Genomic DNA, 15,318 nt, shown 5'->3' with positions numbered 1-15,318 from the left:
CAGTCAGGCAAACTCCCGTATGCACTACAGTTGATTCCTACTTTTTCACGGACGCCGTTGCCTTTCCACTGTAGCTAATTTTATACAGCGTTCCGTTCAGATCATCGGTTACGTACAAAGAACCATCCGGTCCCTGGGCTAGCCCACAGGGACGATGCTGCACAGGACCGGTTGGTTTCGCTAAATCGATGCCCGAAAAATTGTCGGCAAAGATTTCCCACGGTCCCGACGGTTTACCATTTTTGAACGGAACAAATCCAACCAGGTACCCTTTGTTCATCGCCTGGTTTTGTCCATGAAATGCGATAAAAGCACCATTCCGATAGCGTTCGGGGAAGGCGGTTCCGGTGTAGAATAACAGCGCGTTCGGTCCCATATGAGCCGGAAAAGTGGCTAATGGGCTGATCGTTTTCTCCCCGCCTGTTTTCTTGCCATCACCCCCATACTCCGGTGCCAGAATTTTCTTTTTCTGAACCGGATCATAATAAATGTAAGGCCAGCCCGCATCGTCGCCCTGATGCAGTTCGTACAGGGTTTCGGCAGGTAGTGCTGCGCTCTGTTGTGGCGTGTAGTATTGTGGGTAGAAATCATCGAACTTCCCCCGGCCATGTTGGGTAACAAACAGCGAATTGGTTTTTGGATTCCAGTCCAGCCCTACTACGTTCTTTAAGCCTTTCGTAAAATGAACCCCATCAGCCGTAGTCTGGTTAGGTACGTTCGCTTTGAAACGCCAGATACCGACTGTGTCGACAAGGGAGCAGGGCATGATACCTTTGCCGGTTCCGGCTTCCCGGCACGCGTCGTTATCGGACGCTACGTTGACATACAGGTTATCCTGGTTATCAACGGCAATCGATTTCGATTTATCGCGATCTTTTTCCCGCAAACCTGACACTATTTTTTCGGGCTGGTCGGGGTTTATAACTTCTTGATTATCGTTGAGCTTATAGCGGTAAATACTGCTGTTTGACGACGCATACAAGTAGCCGTTTTTGATGAGAATCCCAGTTCCCGGATAATCGCCAAAGCCAATTTGCTCATCCACTACCCCATCTTTATTGGTGTCGCGCAGCCGATAAATCCCTTTCCCGTCTTTCAGCTTGGCAAGCTTCACATAAATATCTCCGGTTTTACTGATCGTTATATGTCGGGCAGCGCCCAAGTCCTGAGCGACAATCATTCCTGAAAAACCCGAAGGAAGTTTCAACTCCGCAGCGGGAGCATTTTTTTTCGCACTACGTGTGTGCACTGGCGGTTTGCTGAGATTATGTTCGCCAAGGCAGTTCATTGCGACCAGCGAAGCGGTTAGGCAGGTAAGGCCCCAAACAGGTTTCTTCATCGTTTAATAAACTATAGGTGTTCTACGCAGGATTATACTACGCTTCCAACAAAAGCTCTTCGGCGCTGGTAAATACTAATCTGGTCGCGTAGCGAACAAATGTTTATAGAAAAGCAAAGATCTGCCCTGGTAACCTACCTGACGGCGCGCAAGTCATTGCGGGAGCTATTCAGTGCCAAATATGCCGTAGCTACGCAACATGAAGACAATCACGCAACTTGAATTAAGTACTATTAGATTGTGAAGAGTTACTATTCGAGGGCTTTGTATAACGACCCGGTACTATCGCCGTCAAGTCGGTCGGTTGGTAAATCAACAATATCACTCCAATACTTTTTCAATGATTTCAGCAAATTGGTCCAGCCCTGAACGGTAGATGATTTTTCCAGAAACGACACGGCGCCTGTCGAGTAAGCTTGTTGAATCCGCTCTTCGTCAGCCATCATCGACAGGATAATGATAGGGATTTGAACCGTTTGAAGGTATTTTCTTAACATAACCAGATAGGCCAGCCCGTCTTCTTCCCGGTTAAAATTGATGTCGAGTAAGATCAGTTTGGGTAAATTGACCGGAGAGGATTTCAGGTAATCCATAGCCTCTTCGATCGAGCAAAAATGGATAAAGTCAGCCTCCGGAAATGCGTTCTGAGACACCCGACTCAGAATATCTCCCAAATTAGGGTCATCATCAATTAGTAGTATAGGAAATGTTTTATCTGTTGTATTAACTGACTCCATGCTCGTTCAGACAATTTTCACCTTGTTACGTAGTCACCTGATCAACTTTTATCTTCATTCTGATACTCACTTATTAAAATAATTGTTTAAAATCTGTTCGGCTTTTTAAGCGACTTTATGAAAAAAAGGACATATCGCGTATTTTTGGTTTTGTCGAGTTTATGCCCCGTATTACCGTGCCCACTCCTGGTAGATTTATTATTTTATCCATTGACGACGACCCTACGATAGCCGACCTTTTGGAACGGTCGTCACAAGTTAGCTTTCCCGAAGCCAGCGTAATTCCCATTCAGTCAATTGCGGCTCTGGATGAATATCTACAAAAACAAGCGGCTCCTTTACCCAAACTCATTTTATTGGATCTGAACGTACCCGATAGTGCGGAAGGGTTCAAACTATTGACCCAATTGCGCCAGAATTCTCCTGTGCACCTAATCCCTATTATCATTCTATCCGCTTCCGATAGCGATTTCCACATTAAGGAAGCTTATTTTCAGGGGGCTAATGCGTACATGACCAAACCAGAATCGTATGGAGAGTGGGTTCGCTTTATGGAACTGCTGAAAAACTTCTGGCAGCAGACCGCTACTCTACCCCGTTTGTAAGAACTGCACCTATCGTTTTTTTCACAAGCCACACGGTACGATTACCACACGTTACGTCATTGACGTTATGGAGCAGTACCTCGAAACCATATCGTTCAAATAAGGAATGATACTCTGCCGAAGCTAAGCTGGCGTGATAGACGGTGTGGCCACTCATTTCTCCGTAGGCGACCCCATGCTCGTCGCCTGACGTGAAGAGTAACATGCCATCTTTTTGGATATGATTGGCAAAGACTGAAAACATTGCCCGCTGCGCATCGTGAGTCAGATGAAAGAAACTATCCCAGGCAATGATGGCATCATACTTCCGACCAAGATTCAGCGTTTGCATATCTGCCCGGATCCACTCCATATCGGGAAATCGGTTCTTACACAGAGCGATCATGTTCGATGAGCCGTCGACGCCGGTAACTTGGCATCCCTGCTCAATCAGAAAGCGAGCGATGGGCTCTCCTGATCCACATCCCAAATCCAGCACGGAAGCACCCGGTCTGCGGTTCTGCAGAAGCGCTTCCAGGTAGTTACGTTCGACCAGGTTTTTATTCCGGTTCTGGTCGAACCAGTCCGCAATCGCTTCGTATAGGTCGCCGATTCCGTGATCGTTCATACTTGTGTGCTTATACATTTTCAGCCCCTGGATAGTGGAACAGTGGTGTCAGGTTTTCGAACCTGACACCACTGTTCCACTATCCAGGGGCTGAAAATGCCAGATTTTAAGTTATACCAACCCTTTTTTCATCGCTTTGACAGCGTAGTCAGCCGAACGGGCGGTCATGGCCATGTAGGTCAACGATGGGTTTTGAGTGGAAGTCGATGTCATGCAGGCGCCATCGGTTACGAACACATTTTTGACCGCATGAAGCTGGTTCCATTTGTTCAGCATCGATGTTTTGGGGTCTTTCCCCATCCGTACCCCACCCATCTCGTGAATATCGAGACCAGGGTTACGATGATCATCACGCAGTTTAATATTCTTAAAACCGGCTTCGGTAAACATTTCCGTCAGCTGCTCCTGATAATCCTTCACCATTTTGTCGTCGTTGTCGTCATAGGCGATGGAAATTTTCAGTTGCGGAATCCCGAACGGATCTTTCAGATTGGGGTCGAGTGCTACGTAGTTGGTTTCTTTCGGGATGGTTTCGCCCATCATGTGCGAGCCGACGTGCCAGCCGCCCAGTTTTGGGTTGAGCAGGCTCTGTTTAAGATCAGCCCCGATCGCATTCTGATCTGAGTAAGACATACGACCCGCGGAGAAGCCAGCCGCATAGCCCCGCAAGAAGCCCGTTTCCTGCTTCAATACGTTACGGAATCGAGGAATGTAGGGACTGTTCGGACGACGCCCATCGGTCGTTGAGTCCAGGTCTCCATCGTATTCGCCCGAGATACCGGCCCGGTAATTATGGAAGGCCGCGTATTTTCCCAGCACACCACTATCGTTACCCAAGCCATTTGGGAACCGATTCGAGGTTGAATTCAGAAGGACCAGGTTCGAGTTCAAGGCAGCTGCATTCAGGAAAATGATTTTGGCGTAAAACTCCTGCATCTGCTTCGTGTTTGTATCCACTACGCGAACGCCCGTCGCCTTACCTTTTTTCTCATCGTAGATGATAGAATGCACAACCGAGTTAGGACGCAACGTCATCTTACCCGTTTTGGCTGCCCAGGGAATCGTTGTAGAGTTACTGCTAAAATATCCGCCAAATGGACAACCGCGTTCGCAAATCGTGCGGTGCTGACACTGGGCCCGACCCTGATCGAAATGAATTTGCTTCGGACTGGTTAAGTGGGCGGCCCGACCCATAATGACGTGCCGGTCTTTGTACCGAGACGCCATTTTTTGCTGGAAGAGCTTCTCTACGCAGTTCCACTCATGCGGAGGCAGGAATTCGCCATCGGGCAGAGTTGCCAGTCCGTCTTTATTTCCGGTAATTCCGGCAAACCGCTCTACGTAACTGTACCAGGGTGCCAGATCAGCGTACCGAATGGGCCAGTCGACGGCGAAGCCATCGCGGGCGGGACCGTCAAAATCGAAGTCACTCCACCGTTGCGTTTGTCGAGCCCACATCAGCGATTTTCCACCGACCTGATAGCCCCGAATCCAGTCGAAGGGTTTTTCCTGTACATAAGGATGTTCAGCATCTTTCACGAAAAACTGCTCAGTGCCTTCGTAGAAAGCGTAGCACTTGCTGATGATCGGATTCGCATCCCGAACGTCCCGCTTCAACTGATTCCGGTGTTCGAACTCCCACGGCTGCATGTTCGTGGTTGGGTAATCCGTTACGTGCCGGACATCGCGGCCCCGTTCGAGGACGAGCGTGCGCAGACCTTTGCCGGTTAATTCTTTAGCCGCCCATCCACCGCTGATACCAGACCCAATCACAATGGCATCGTAGGTATTCAGCGCCTGAGCGTCAATATTTAGGTAAGACATAAAAAGAGTTACAGAAAGTCTTTCGGCTTATTTTGATTGAGATACAGCTTTTTGAGGAACGGGTACGCAGCCATGATAATGGCCGGGTATAAATTGGTAGTGCGTCAGGTTAGTCATTACGTATTCTGAGCTCATGTAACCCCGAATCGTCAGCCCTTTCACCAATCCGTAAAATTCCTTCTGTGCCGGGTCCTGCGATAATTGCGTTAACAGGGCCGTTCGTTGCGCAACGTCGCCTTCGCTAAACGGTTTGCCAAACGATTTCTGGGCCAACCCATCCAGCGAATCCAGGCCATTCTTGAGCGACTCCTGAGCTTTGGGCTCATAGCAGTCCGTTACCATTTTCTGAATGAACTGGTGTACGTTGAGAGCTTTGGCACCTGGAGTGTCCGTAGCCGGAACAATGGTTTCGGCCATGTCTGCCAGCAGATCCATCTGGTTTCGGGAGAGAATTTGCCGGGTTGAGCGAGCTGTTTCAACTGTCCAGCTGTTGGCCCAGGCAGGAAGGCTAATAAACCCACCAACGGCTCCGGCCATTGTTTTTAACGCGTTACGTCTTTCCACAGGAGTACTTACTACGATTCTGTTTATTCTGTCAAAGATACAAAACAAACCAATGGAGTCCCTTAGTAGAAACCACTGATTTCAGCGCAACCAATCCTGAATACATTGATTTCAGAGATCAAAAATTAAGTAAAAACACTGACTGTATCAGCGCTTGCCTACGAGAAATAACGAACGTTCTTCAGGGGGCAAACGTTACTATAGTATGCTGATACTACGTTGGTTTACTAGCCTAAAGATGGTATCAATTCTCTTCCCACTACCTCAAGTCCGTTCATCGATGAACCCGGCCAATTCATCGGTACATTTCATTAAACTGTCATTAAATATCCTGGTCCTTTGATCGGCCCTGCAACAATCGGTTAACGCTTCTCGTAATGACGATAAGTACGGTACTTCAATTTCCCCAAAAACAGATGAATAAATACGTTGTGAATACTACGCCTGGAAAATTTATCCATCAACAATCTCGCCTGCGCGTTGCGAAATGGCTACTGATCGCTGGCTTTGCCTTATCCTTGTCAGCTTGTAAAAAGACAACAGATGACGTTACTCCACTGGCCAGCTCTTCGACAGACAACCAAGCTGTCAACGACTGGATTCTGGAAAACATGCAGGAGTTGTATTATTGGAACAGCACAATTCCGGCCAATCCCGACAAAACGCTGTCGCCCGATAAATTCTTCGATTCCATTCTGAATAAATACAACGCTACGTCAAACCCAACTGGCGACCGTTTTTCGTGGATTGAAGAAAGTGGTACGGACCTGCAGGCCAGCCTAAGCGGCCAAACCACCACGACGGGTATGGAATACAACCTGTATCTGAAAGCATCGGGCTCGACGGACGTCATTGCACAGGTGCTCTACGTATTGCCGAATTCACCAGCACAGAAAGCTGGGATCAAACGGGGCGATATTATTACGAAGGTGAATGGTCAGACGATTTCGACGACCAACTATTCGAATTTGCTATTTTCGGGAACGACATTCGCGTTCGGTCTGGCTACTGTAAATGGTTCGTCTTTGGTCGATTCGGGTCAAACGATCAGCGTAACGGCAACAACATTTCAGGAAAACCCTGTCTTTCTCGATTCAGTCTATACGGTTGGCAGCAAAAAAGTAGGGTATCTGGTCTACAATCAATTTGTACCCGGTGCTAACGGCAGCAAGGCCAATGAGTACGATGCTCAGGTCGATGCGGTATTCAATGACTTCAAAGCACAGGGTGTAAATGAGTTAGTCCTCGATCTGCGTTATAATCCCGGTGGATATACGTCTTCGTCAGCGAATCTGGCCAGCCTCATTGGCAAGGGCGTTAGCTCGAGCAAGTTGTATTTCCGCGAAGAATGGAACAGTACCATCACGCCTGAATTACAGCGGGAATATGGGTCGAATTTTTTCATCCAGAATTTCCTGGATAAATCACAGAACATTGGCAGCAACCTCTCGCGGGTCATCGTGCTGACGACCGAACACACCGCTTCAGCCAGCGAACTGATTATCAATGGCCTTCGTCCATACATGACCGTAACTACTATTGGTACCACTACGTATGGCAAAAATGTTGGTTCCATTACCATCACCGACGAAACAGGCAAGATTCAATGGGGCATGCAACCAATCGTCTTTAAATCATACAACAACGCCGGACAGTCGGATTACTCGACGGGCTTTACGCCTAATGTGGAAGTAGAAGAGCCTCTTGCTCTATTGCCGCTTGGCGATACAAAGGAAAATCTACTGAGTGCTGCGTTGAACCAAATAGCAGGGGGCACGACCAACACACGACAAGGCGTAGCCGCTGGCAACACACTTCCAGCGCTGGGCTCGTCGCTCCAACGTAAAGTGGGTGGCCATGCTATGGTCCGTCAGTTGAAGACGCTGAATTTATAAGCGCTTTTTTTCAATAGCATTCCAACGACTACGTCACGAAGGGGGTCTTTGTGATGTAGTCGTTTAGTTTTATCAGAAAAGTGAGGATAATCTGGCCAGAATTAAGAATTTTTATGAAACCACTACGTTGGTAAGTAACAGGTCTTTAACTTAATTTTGTCAGATGAATATAATCAGTTAATGCTGCTATAACGATGACCGATGCCGACTTTTGGCAATCTCCGTCGGCTTTGCTGTTCGCTCGTCTATCCCCATCTGGATGGCAAAACAGTCGTTCTTAACTCAAATTGCTATACCTTTACGTTTCAGTTCGTTCGTTTACGCTCTTTTTTCATGATTCATTTACCATTTCGATTTCGTTCGGCAACCAACCCACAGCCGAAAACCGTATCTTCTGAGATTCTACTCTCCTCCGCTCCTGCTCATAAAACAAACCAGAAACGTATCAACTGGGCACTCAGTCTGATCTGCCTGGGTTGGAGCAGTTTCCTGGTGGGCTGCGGTAGCTCATCAACCGTGTCTACTTTGGGCGACTGGACGGTTAAATCAGCACTGGATGGCGTTGCCCGTTCCGGAGCTTCGGGATTCGTAGTCAATAACATCGCTTACCTAGGTACTGGCATCGATAACAAGACCCAGATGCTGTCCGATTTCTGGTCGTATAATCCGGCAACGAATGCCTGGACACAACGGGCTAATTTTGGTGGAGTCGCCCGCTATTTAGGTGTAGGTTTCTCGGTTGGCAATAAAGGTTATATCGGTACAGGTAGCAACACCAATGGCGACAAACTAAAGGATTTCTGGGAGTATGACGTAACGGCTAATACGTGGAAACGGATTGCCGATTTTGCCGGATCAGCCCGTACCAATGCTGTTGCGTTTGGTGCCAGTAATAAAGGATTCGTTGGCACTGGAAACGATGGCAACTACCTGAAAGATTTCTACGCTTACGATCCGGCAACCGGTGCCTGGACGCAAACCGCTGGATATGGCGGGGCCAAACGCGAAGGCGCCGTAGCTTTCGTGATCGACAACAAAGCTTACGTCGGTACGGGGAATGGAAGCGGCACAGCACAACGGGACTGGTTCATGTATGATGCAGCCGCGAACAGCTGGACGCAAAAAGCTGATTTCACAACCGATAACGCGGGTATCGCCCGTAGCTATGGTGTTGCGTTTGCCATCAACGGTAAGGGTTATCTTACGCTTGGAAACACGACGGCGAAAGATGTTTGGGAATACGATCCGGCTACGGATACGTGGGTAACCAAAGGCGTTTTCGAAGGTTCTTCGCGCACGAATGCCGTAGGCTTTGCTATTGGTAACAAAGGTTACGTTACCACGGGTAGCCCAGGCTCGACCTCTCGTTTCGACGACCTATGGGATTTCGACCCAACGATTGAGCAAGTACTGTAAGTATCTGTTAGAATGAGTACTGACCAATCTACGTGGCGAATCAGCCCAATTCGATTCGCATTGATTCTAGCGCTGATTGGACTGGCTGTTTTGACAGCATACCGGTTGTTTCGTAATTCATCGCCTTACCAGGTTGAGGTGTTTGCTACGTCAACTGGCTGGGGTTACGATATTCTGAATAACGGAAACCCATTTATTCATCAACCAACTGTACCGGGGCAAGCTGGTACAGTTGGTTTTGCCAGTCAGGAACAGGCCCGCCGGGTCGGTGAGCGAGTGGTTGAGAAATTACAAGAGACAAAGGCACTGCCTACTCTGACGAATGACGAACTACGCCAGTTAGGCGTAACAATTCCCTGAATTCCATTGCTTATGCGTACTTTTTGGTACGCCGGTTTGCTATTGCTAACCGGTATCGTGCTGGTTGCCTGCCAATCGGGTGACCTGAATGTTGGTCAATCGGTTATCAATCCGCAGGAACTGTCGATCCAGTCCATTGACACGGTAACCATTCAGACCTCAACGGTGCTGCGGGCTGATTCGTTTGCTACGTCTACGGATGCGGACATAGTGGTTGGCCGCTGGACTGATCCGCAAACCGGACGGCTGAACGCGCGCTCTTTTGCTACGTTTGATTATACGTCAAACTCCCTGGGAGCCCAAACAAATCTGAGACTGGATTCTCTGGTGCTGGAAATGAACTATTCCCTGGTGAGTGCTAGCCAAGCCTTTGTTTATGGCGACACCACTACGTTATTCGACATAAGTGTACACCGGCTGGCAAATCCGCTCGCTCCTCAGCTTTACTATAATACCAGCTCAATCGTTTACGACCCCACGCCCACAGCTAAAATGGTTGTTTTGCCGCAACCCAATCGGCGGGGAAAACAAATTCGCTTCCGTATGACGGACAATCTGGCGCAGGACTTATTTACCAGATTATCTACAAATCAGATTACTGATTTCACGTCGTTATCCAGATTTATACCAGGCTTTGCTTTCGTAAATAATTCAACGAGCAACACACTGGCCTGCTTTGCTACCTCAACCAGCGGACTCAGACTGTATTACCACACGATTGAGGACCCGCAGACGTCGGCAGACGTACTGTTTCCGATTACAAATTATCATTTCACCCAGTTGCAGAACGATCGTAGCGGCACGCCATTAAATGCGCTTAAGAATCGATCGGACGCTGTGAGTAGTCGCCTGACCGACAATACGTCTTTTGTTTCGATTGCTTCTCAACTGCAAACCCGGATTGAATTTCCTTATCTGGCCCAATTTGCCCGGCCTGAAGGTTATGCTGATCTCAACAAAGCTGTATTGGTTGTTAGCCCTATTCGTCGTACGCAGCTGGATAATGCTGCCCCGCCTAGTTCACTGGAGCTGTTTCAGGTCAATAATCAAAACGTGGCGATTGCCACTATTCCAGGCGGCACCATACCTCAATCCGGCGGTGGTGCTTTAGGATACTATTCCATCGATCCGTTTGCACAGTTGTTCACCGATTCATACACCTTCGATCTGACGTATTACATTGGTGAGATTCTCAAACAAAAAGCGCCGAATGAGCCTTTGTTACTGACACTGCCTGCTCCCACAAGTCAAGACCCCTATACCTTGAAGCGATTCATTCAGCGGGTAACGCTCGGAAATCCATTCCGTACGGGCGATCAGATGAAGATGAAACTGTTCATATCTTCAGGAACGTAGCATCAATACATTATTCAGTATAGCGTATCAAAAGCCGAACCGTTATGATGGTTCGGCTTTTGCGTATAGTGCCGTTACCTAATTGCGTTGCATTCGCCACAAACTGTAACTAGCCTGCGTATGGGTTTATATAAGCGGAATGACCGTTTTTGGGCATTTTTTTGGCCATTGACGGTTTAATTCTGCTAAATGCGGTCTTTCGTTGCGTGAAACTCCATTGATGTGACGTTAAAAGACCTTAAAATCAGAACTGATTATTAACCTTCCCAGCCCCATTGATGCAACAGATGTACGTTACTTTTTTAAACCGTGAGACAGCGGTTAAACTGAATAAGTACGCAAATGGAACGTACCATCACACCTATCGACGCTAATCGTCCCGAAACTTCAACCTATCCCTCGCTACAGGTTTTATTATCGCAATCGGAAGACGGGTTTTACGGGAGTTTGCAGCGGATCTGGAACAACGTAATCCAGTTGGAAGATATGGGCATCATTCAACAGGAAAACGACAAGTTCGTATATGCTTACCGGTTCGCTGAACTTGAACTGCAACGCGCTTTTGCGATCCAAGCGACTGCGGATACAATTGATCAACTGCATTAGATCGACACGATTGCCACGTACAATGAAGACGTATCAAAATGAGCACGTACGGGTATTGGTCGAATGCAATGTACACCTGTTAACACAAACCTGGGTAGGCTTGCCCAGTAGCGAAAACTTTCGGGATGGAACGTTGGCTACACTTGCCCTGGCAAAACGACATCAGATCAAACGCTGGCAGATCGACTTACGACAGTTACGCTTATTTAACCCCGTAGACCTGCATTGGTTTATGCAACACTGGCTGCCACAAGCCAGCCAGGGATTGACCCGGCAGCCGCGTATTGCTATTATCCTTACCGACGTTAACCAGTTTGGCAAACTTGGATCTGATTTGATCATCAGGGCATCGCTGGCCCAAAATAGTGAGCTAGCCTGTCGCTATTTTGTCGGTAATGATGACGTATATGCCTGGCTAATGGGTAGCTCATGAGTCAGGTACTAGTGTACTGATCAGGCAGTTGGTCTATTGGTCCATACACAGGAAGGAATTTCCATAGAACCTGAGTAATTTCCACAGGCAGGTCGGTCGGTAAAAGCTAATTCCAACTTGCAGGCTCATCAATCAATCTGTGATTTGGGGTTAGCTCACATCCAGCAAGCCGTACTTCGTTTACCGGCTTCGCAACGGTTCATCGTATTCTGACGTATAGCCAACTAAAGCGGGTAAATCTGCTTCCTTATATTGCTACTATGCCCATTATTGTTTTGATTCGTAGTCCTTTAGAAGCAATGCTCTCAGGGACAATATAAGTTTAGTTTTAAGCGATTTTATTAACAATCCATTGCTGTCATCAGAATCAAATTTGTACGGATCCACAGAGTCGCTTGATGCGTATGGATGAGTCAAATTTTGCTTTGGTATAGAAAGGAAGAGATGGATTGCCTACAAAGCAAACTGGGGAACTAACTAAGCTTGAATCCCAGGAGATGCAGGCTATTGAATACCTAATGCAGTTATAGTGAGAGAAGGATTGAGGAAGAGATTTAGAACAACTTGCTTATGCGTACATCTACTTATCGGTTTATATACTGGCTTTTGTTTCTGAGCTTGCCACTCGTTTCGCTGGCTACGCACCAGGTTGGTGGTCAGTTGGAAATGCAGGCTATTGGCGACGTACCGGGCCATTACCGAATTGTTGTTACTCAGTATTTCGAAGATGGTACACCAGGCATAGCGCGTCAGGCCTCAACCGGATCTTTAGGCATTTTCCGAAAAAGTAACAATTCCCAGATGATGACATTTACTGTTACTGAAACGGGAAGACGACAACCCGTTATTTACGCCAACGAGTTCTGCGCGCAGCAACGTAACCTGAAGTTTGTGGTCTCTACCTACGAAGCGACTATTCAGCTCGCTCCATCTAGCTATACTGATCCACAGGGCTATTATATCTCCTACCAGACCCGTAACCGAAACTCGGGTATCAATAATATCAGAACCCCTGATCAGGTCGGCTTTACGTTTTACCTCGAATTTCCGGCCCTGATGCAAAATGGGCAACTGGTTTCGTATTCATCCCCTCATTTCGGGCCTATCAATGGCGAGTATGTTTGTATCGGTGATGCCTTCACCTTTCCGTTTGGTGGTACCGATCCAGATGGGGACCAGCTACGGTATTCGATGGTGACGCCCCTCGATCAGAAAGGTACGGGAATGGGAAGTAATGCAGGCGTATCACCTGGCCCTTATCCGGATGTCAGCTGGCTGTCGGGATTCAGCGCTACGAACGCCATCCCCGGTAGTCCAACATTAAGCGTAAATGCCCAGACGGGAAAACTGTCTGTAACCGCAACACAGTTAGGCCTTTTCGTTTTTGCCATAAAGGTAGAAGAATATCGAAATAGCGTGAAGATTGGCGAGGTACGGCGCGATTTTCAGTTGCTGGTCATTGATTGTCCACCCCAAACGACCCCCGCTCCAACCGTTCAGCTCATGAACCGTCCCCAGCGCCGACTGACAACGATATGCCAGGGTGATAACGCAGTTCTTCAGGCTACCATCAACAACGACTGGAACTACCAGTGGCGACGGGATGGGGTTAATTTGTCGGGGGCTACGTCATCAACGCTTACGGTAAGTGACGCGGGTGAATATACCGTATTGGTCTCACCTAAAGCGACCTGTAGTAAAGCAGGTACGTCGGATACGCTGGCCATTCGGGTCATTGGTCAGAAAGCCTCTCTGACTAGCACGGGCCATCTATGCGCGCAAACAGGTTCGGTAACGTTAACGGCCACGGCCGATACGGGCGTTGCCTATAAATGGTACCGGGAGGGTCAGGCATTAGCAAACCCAGTGACGGATTCGTTAAAAACTACGCAGGATGGTCGTTATTGGGCTGTGTTAACTTATACATCGGTGGGCTGTACAGTCACTACCGATACCACTTCACTGGTTCGCTCAGCGCCGGTACTGGCAAAGATTGTGTCAGCATCCGGGCAAAATCGGATTTGTCCGCAGGACTCATTGCTGTTACAAAGCAGTGGTGGGCTTCGTTACGTATGGCAAAAGGATGGGCAGATCGTCACGGGTACTACAGGGACACAGTATCGGGCCTCAAAGGCGGGTACCTACGTAGTCATCGCGACGGATACCTACGGATGCGAAGGAACGTCTCCCCCACTTGTCGTCATCCAGTTGCCAACGCCAGCCGTTACGCTCGACTCGATTCCGGCGGTTTGCGGTCCCAACAATCCAACTTATACCCTCAAAGGCAGTCCGCCCGGTGGCGACTATACCGGGACGGGCCTAACAGGCAATACGTTTGACCCAAAAACTGCAGGAGTCGGCGATCACAAATTGAGTTATGGCGTTAAAGCAGCCCCTGAGTGTGCGGCTACGGTGGTGTCACAGACAGCCGTGGTTTCGCCCATACCGACGATTCAACTGGCTGACACGATGACAACGTACCGGGGTAATACATTTACATTAAACCCAGCCTATACCGGCAATCCCAATCAGTTTCAGTGGACATCGGGTCAATATTTAGACAACGCTACGTCAGCGAATCCTCTGATCACGAACATTGCCAACGACATTACGTATACGCTCGATGTAAAAAATCGTTACGGCTGTGAAGCAAAAGATACCATCCGCATCACCGTCTACATCGGGGTCTGGGTACCGGACGCCTTTTCTCCAAATGGCGATGGCGTCAACGACGTTTGGGATCTTCCCGGCATCGAAGCGTTTCCCGACGCCATCGTTACGGTGTTTAATCGCTGGGGTGAGGTAATTTATTCTTCAGGAAAAGGCTATACGCTCCCCTTCGACGGTACGTTGAATGGCGTTTCGCTGCCCGGTGGTGTGTATGCATACACTGTCCGTACTGTGCCGGAAAAGCCCGTTTTACGAGGACGACTCATGCTGGTTCGCTGACGTAGCGTGGACAGCCACGTCCGCGTAGCCGTAGGCTAATTTATAACTGCGTTTTTAAGCCTATGATTACATGGACGTGGCCGTCCACGCTACGTTCTGGAAACACGTTTGTGTGCTTTCCATTGGTCAATACGTACTGAACGCCCACCGAATACTGGAAGGGATCAGCGAAGGGTGCTTTATCGGCAATGGTAGCTGGGTCAATAATCACTACGTCAGCGAAATAACCGAGCCGTAACAAACTCCGCTTGGGAAGTTTGTGGTTGATCGCGGGTAAACTCGTCAACCAGCGAACGGCTTCTTCCAGTGGCATAACGTGTTCATCGCGAACGTACTTGCCAAGCAGCCGGGCAAAGTTCCCCAACGTTCGGGGATGAACAATACCCACTTCTTTACGATTTACTGCAATTGGTTGAACACGTCATGACGACAAAGTCGATGAGGAAACAATTGATCGCATAGCCTGGGCGTTTGTGAGCCTAAGATAACTATCGCAACGAAACATCCATTGGCATGGCTACCGTATAGTAAATAAATCATCAGGCAACTAACTATATATGTAAACTGAAATAGACTTTGTCAACCGTACACAGGTCTGGCTGTTATAGCCAGTGTGGGTATGGCAGA

General features: G+C 48.3%; 14 protein-coding genes. 8 read left to right on the top strand and 6 right to left on the bottom strand.

The window, feature by feature from the left end:
* Positions 1 to 37: 37 nt before the first annotated feature.
* Together IC230_RS13915 and IC230_RS13910 are read right to left on the bottom strand one after the other, a co-directional pair.
* Positions 38 to 1,339 (bottom strand): PQQ-dependent sugar dehydrogenase, encoded by a 1,302-nt coding sequence (locus IC230_RS13915; protein ID WP_191039631.1) that lies wholly within the window; start codon positions 1,337 to 1,339, stop codon positions 38 to 40.
* Between the two features lie 251 nt (positions 1,340 to 1,590).
* Positions 1,591 to 2,076, bottom strand: coding sequence for a response regulator (locus IC230_RS13910; RefSeq protein WP_191039630.1), 486 nt, complete (start codon positions 2,074 to 2,076; stop codon positions 1,591 to 1,593).
* 161 nt (positions 2,077 to 2,237) lie between these two features.
* Between IC230_RS13910 and IC230_RS13905 the strand changes: the two genes are divergently transcribed.
* Entirely contained in the window at positions 2,238 to 2,681 is a 444-nt protein-coding gene (locus IC230_RS13905) for a response regulator (RefSeq protein WP_191039629.1), read from the top strand.
* Here the strand turns inward: IC230_RS13905 and IC230_RS13900 are convergent.
* The 3 genes from IC230_RS13900 to IC230_RS13890 form a co-directional block, all read right to left on the bottom strand.
* Positions 2,662 to 3,288 (bottom strand): class I SAM-dependent DNA methyltransferase, encoded by a 627-nt coding sequence (locus tag IC230_RS13900; RefSeq protein ID WP_191039628.1) that lies wholly within the window; start codon positions 3,286 to 3,288, stop codon positions 2,662 to 2,664. The genes IC230_RS13905 and IC230_RS13900 overlap by 20 nt on opposite strands.
* A 111-nt stretch (positions 3,289 to 3,399) precedes the next feature.
* Positions 3,400 to 5,112 (bottom strand): GMC oxidoreductase, encoded by a 1,713-nt coding sequence (locus IC230_RS13895; RefSeq protein ID WP_191039627.1) that lies wholly within the window; start codon positions 5,110 to 5,112, stop codon positions 3,400 to 3,402.
* 27 nt (positions 5,113 to 5,139) lie between these two features.
* On the bottom strand, positions 5,140 to 5,649 hold the full coding sequence (locus IC230_RS13890) for a gluconate 2-dehydrogenase subunit 3 family protein (protein WP_191039759.1): 510 nt from the start codon (positions 5,647 to 5,649) through the stop codon (positions 5,140 to 5,142).
* A 443-nt stretch (positions 5,650 to 6,092) separates the two neighbouring features.
* On the opposite strand from IC230_RS13890, the gene IC230_RS13885 reads away from it, so the two are divergent.
* The 7 genes from IC230_RS13885 (at position 6,093) to IC230_RS13855 (ending at position 14,691) form a co-directional block, all read left to right on the top strand.
* The gene (locus tag IC230_RS13885; protein ID WP_191039626.1) at positions 6,093 to 7,571 is read left to right on the top strand and encodes a S41 family peptidase; all 1,479 of its coding nucleotides are present in this window, start codon (positions 6,093 to 6,095) and stop codon (positions 7,569 to 7,571) included.
* A 333-nt stretch (positions 7,572 to 7,904) separates the two neighbouring features.
* A complete protein-coding gene (locus tag IC230_RS13880) occupies positions 7,905 to 8,987 on the top strand; it encodes a Kelch repeat-containing protein (RefSeq protein WP_191039625.1) in 1,083 nt (360 codons plus the stop codon).
* A 12-nt stretch (positions 8,988 to 8,999) separates the two neighbouring features.
* Entirely contained in the window at positions 9,000 to 9,347 is a 348-nt protein-coding gene (locus IC230_RS13875) for a DUF4907 domain-containing protein (RefSeq protein ID WP_191039624.1), read from the top strand.
* A gap of 12 nt (positions 9,348 to 9,359) precedes the next feature.
* The gene (locus tag IC230_RS13870) at positions 9,360 to 10,703 is read left to right on the top strand and encodes a DUF4270 family protein (protein WP_191039623.1); all 1,344 of its coding nucleotides are present in this window, start codon (positions 9,360 to 9,362) and stop codon (positions 10,701 to 10,703) included.
* A 342-nt stretch (positions 10,704 to 11,045) separates the two neighbouring features.
* Positions 11,046 to 11,309 (top strand): hypothetical protein, encoded by a 264-nt coding sequence (locus IC230_RS13865; RefSeq protein WP_191039622.1) that lies wholly within the window; start codon positions 11,046 to 11,048, stop codon positions 11,307 to 11,309.
* 22 nt (positions 11,310 to 11,331) lie between these two features.
* Positions 11,332 to 11,742 (top strand): hypothetical protein, encoded by a 411-nt coding sequence (locus tag IC230_RS13860; RefSeq protein ID WP_191039621.1) that lies wholly within the window; start codon positions 11,332 to 11,334, stop codon positions 11,740 to 11,742.
* A gap of 570 nt (positions 11,743 to 12,312) precedes the next feature.
* Positions 12,313 to 14,691 (top strand): gliding motility-associated C-terminal domain-containing protein, encoded by a 2,379-nt coding sequence (locus tag IC230_RS13855; protein ID WP_191039620.1) that lies wholly within the window; start codon positions 12,313 to 12,315, stop codon positions 14,689 to 14,691.
* A gap of 40 nt (positions 14,692 to 14,731) precedes the next feature.
* On the opposite strand, the gene IC230_RS13850 is transcribed toward IC230_RS13855, so the two are convergent.
* On the bottom strand, positions 14,732 to 15,079 hold the full coding sequence (locus IC230_RS13850; RefSeq protein ID WP_317171794.1) for an amidohydrolase family protein: 348 nt from the start codon (positions 15,077 to 15,079) through the stop codon (positions 14,732 to 14,734).
* Positions 15,080 to 15,318 lie beyond the last annotated feature (239 nt).

The organism is Spirosoma validum (genome assembly GCF_014699035.1).
GTDB lineage: Bacteria > Bacteroidota > Bacteroidia > Cytophagales > Spirosomataceae > Spirosoma > Spirosoma validum.
Note: the sequence above shows the minus strand (reverse complement) of the source record. Positions and strands in the feature narration are given on the sequence as shown.

Excerpts from the sequence above, each read along its gene's own strand:
- IC230_RS13915 (WP_191039631.1), bottom strand. The coding sequence starts at position 1,339 with ATGAAGAAACCTGTTTGGGGCCTTACCTGCCTAACCGCTTCGCTGGTC.
- IC230_RS13910 (WP_191039630.1), bottom strand. The coding sequence starts at position 2,076 with ATGGAGTCAGTTAATACAACAGATAAAACATTTCCTATACTACTAATT.
- IC230_RS13905 (WP_191039629.1), top strand. The coding sequence starts at position 2,238 with ATGCCCCGTATTACCGTGCCCACTCCTGGTAGATTTATTATTTTATCC.
- IC230_RS13900 (WP_191039628.1), bottom strand. The coding sequence starts at position 3,288 with ATGAACGATCACGGAATCGGCGACCTATACGAAGCGATTGCGGACTGG.
- IC230_RS13895 (WP_191039627.1), bottom strand. The coding sequence starts at position 5,112 with ATGTCTTACCTAAATATTGACGCTCAGGCGCTGAATACCTACGATGCC.
- IC230_RS13890 (WP_191039759.1), bottom strand. The coding sequence starts at position 5,649 with ATGGCCGGAGCCGTTGGTGGGTTTATTAGCCTTCCTGCCTGGGCCAAC.
- IC230_RS13885 (WP_191039626.1), top strand. The coding sequence starts at position 6,093 with ATGAATAAATACGTTGTGAATACTACGCCTGGAAAATTTATCCATCAA.
- IC230_RS13880 (WP_191039625.1), top strand. The coding sequence starts at position 7,905 with ATGATTCATTTACCATTTCGATTTCGTTCGGCAACCAACCCACAGCCG.
- IC230_RS13875 (WP_191039624.1), top strand. The coding sequence starts at position 9,000 with ATGAGTACTGACCAATCTACGTGGCGAATCAGCCCAATTCGATTCGCA.
- IC230_RS13870 (WP_191039623.1), top strand. The coding sequence starts at position 9,360 with ATGCGTACTTTTTGGTACGCCGGTTTGCTATTGCTAACCGGTATCGTG.
- IC230_RS13865 (WP_191039622.1), top strand. The coding sequence starts at position 11,046 with ATGGAACGTACCATCACACCTATCGACGCTAATCGTCCCGAAACTTCA.
- IC230_RS13860 (WP_191039621.1), top strand. The coding sequence starts at position 11,332 with ATGAAGACGTATCAAAATGAGCACGTACGGGTATTGGTCGAATGCAAT.
- IC230_RS13855 (WP_191039620.1), top strand. The coding sequence starts at position 12,313 with ATGCGTACATCTACTTATCGGTTTATATACTGGCTTTTGTTTCTGAGC.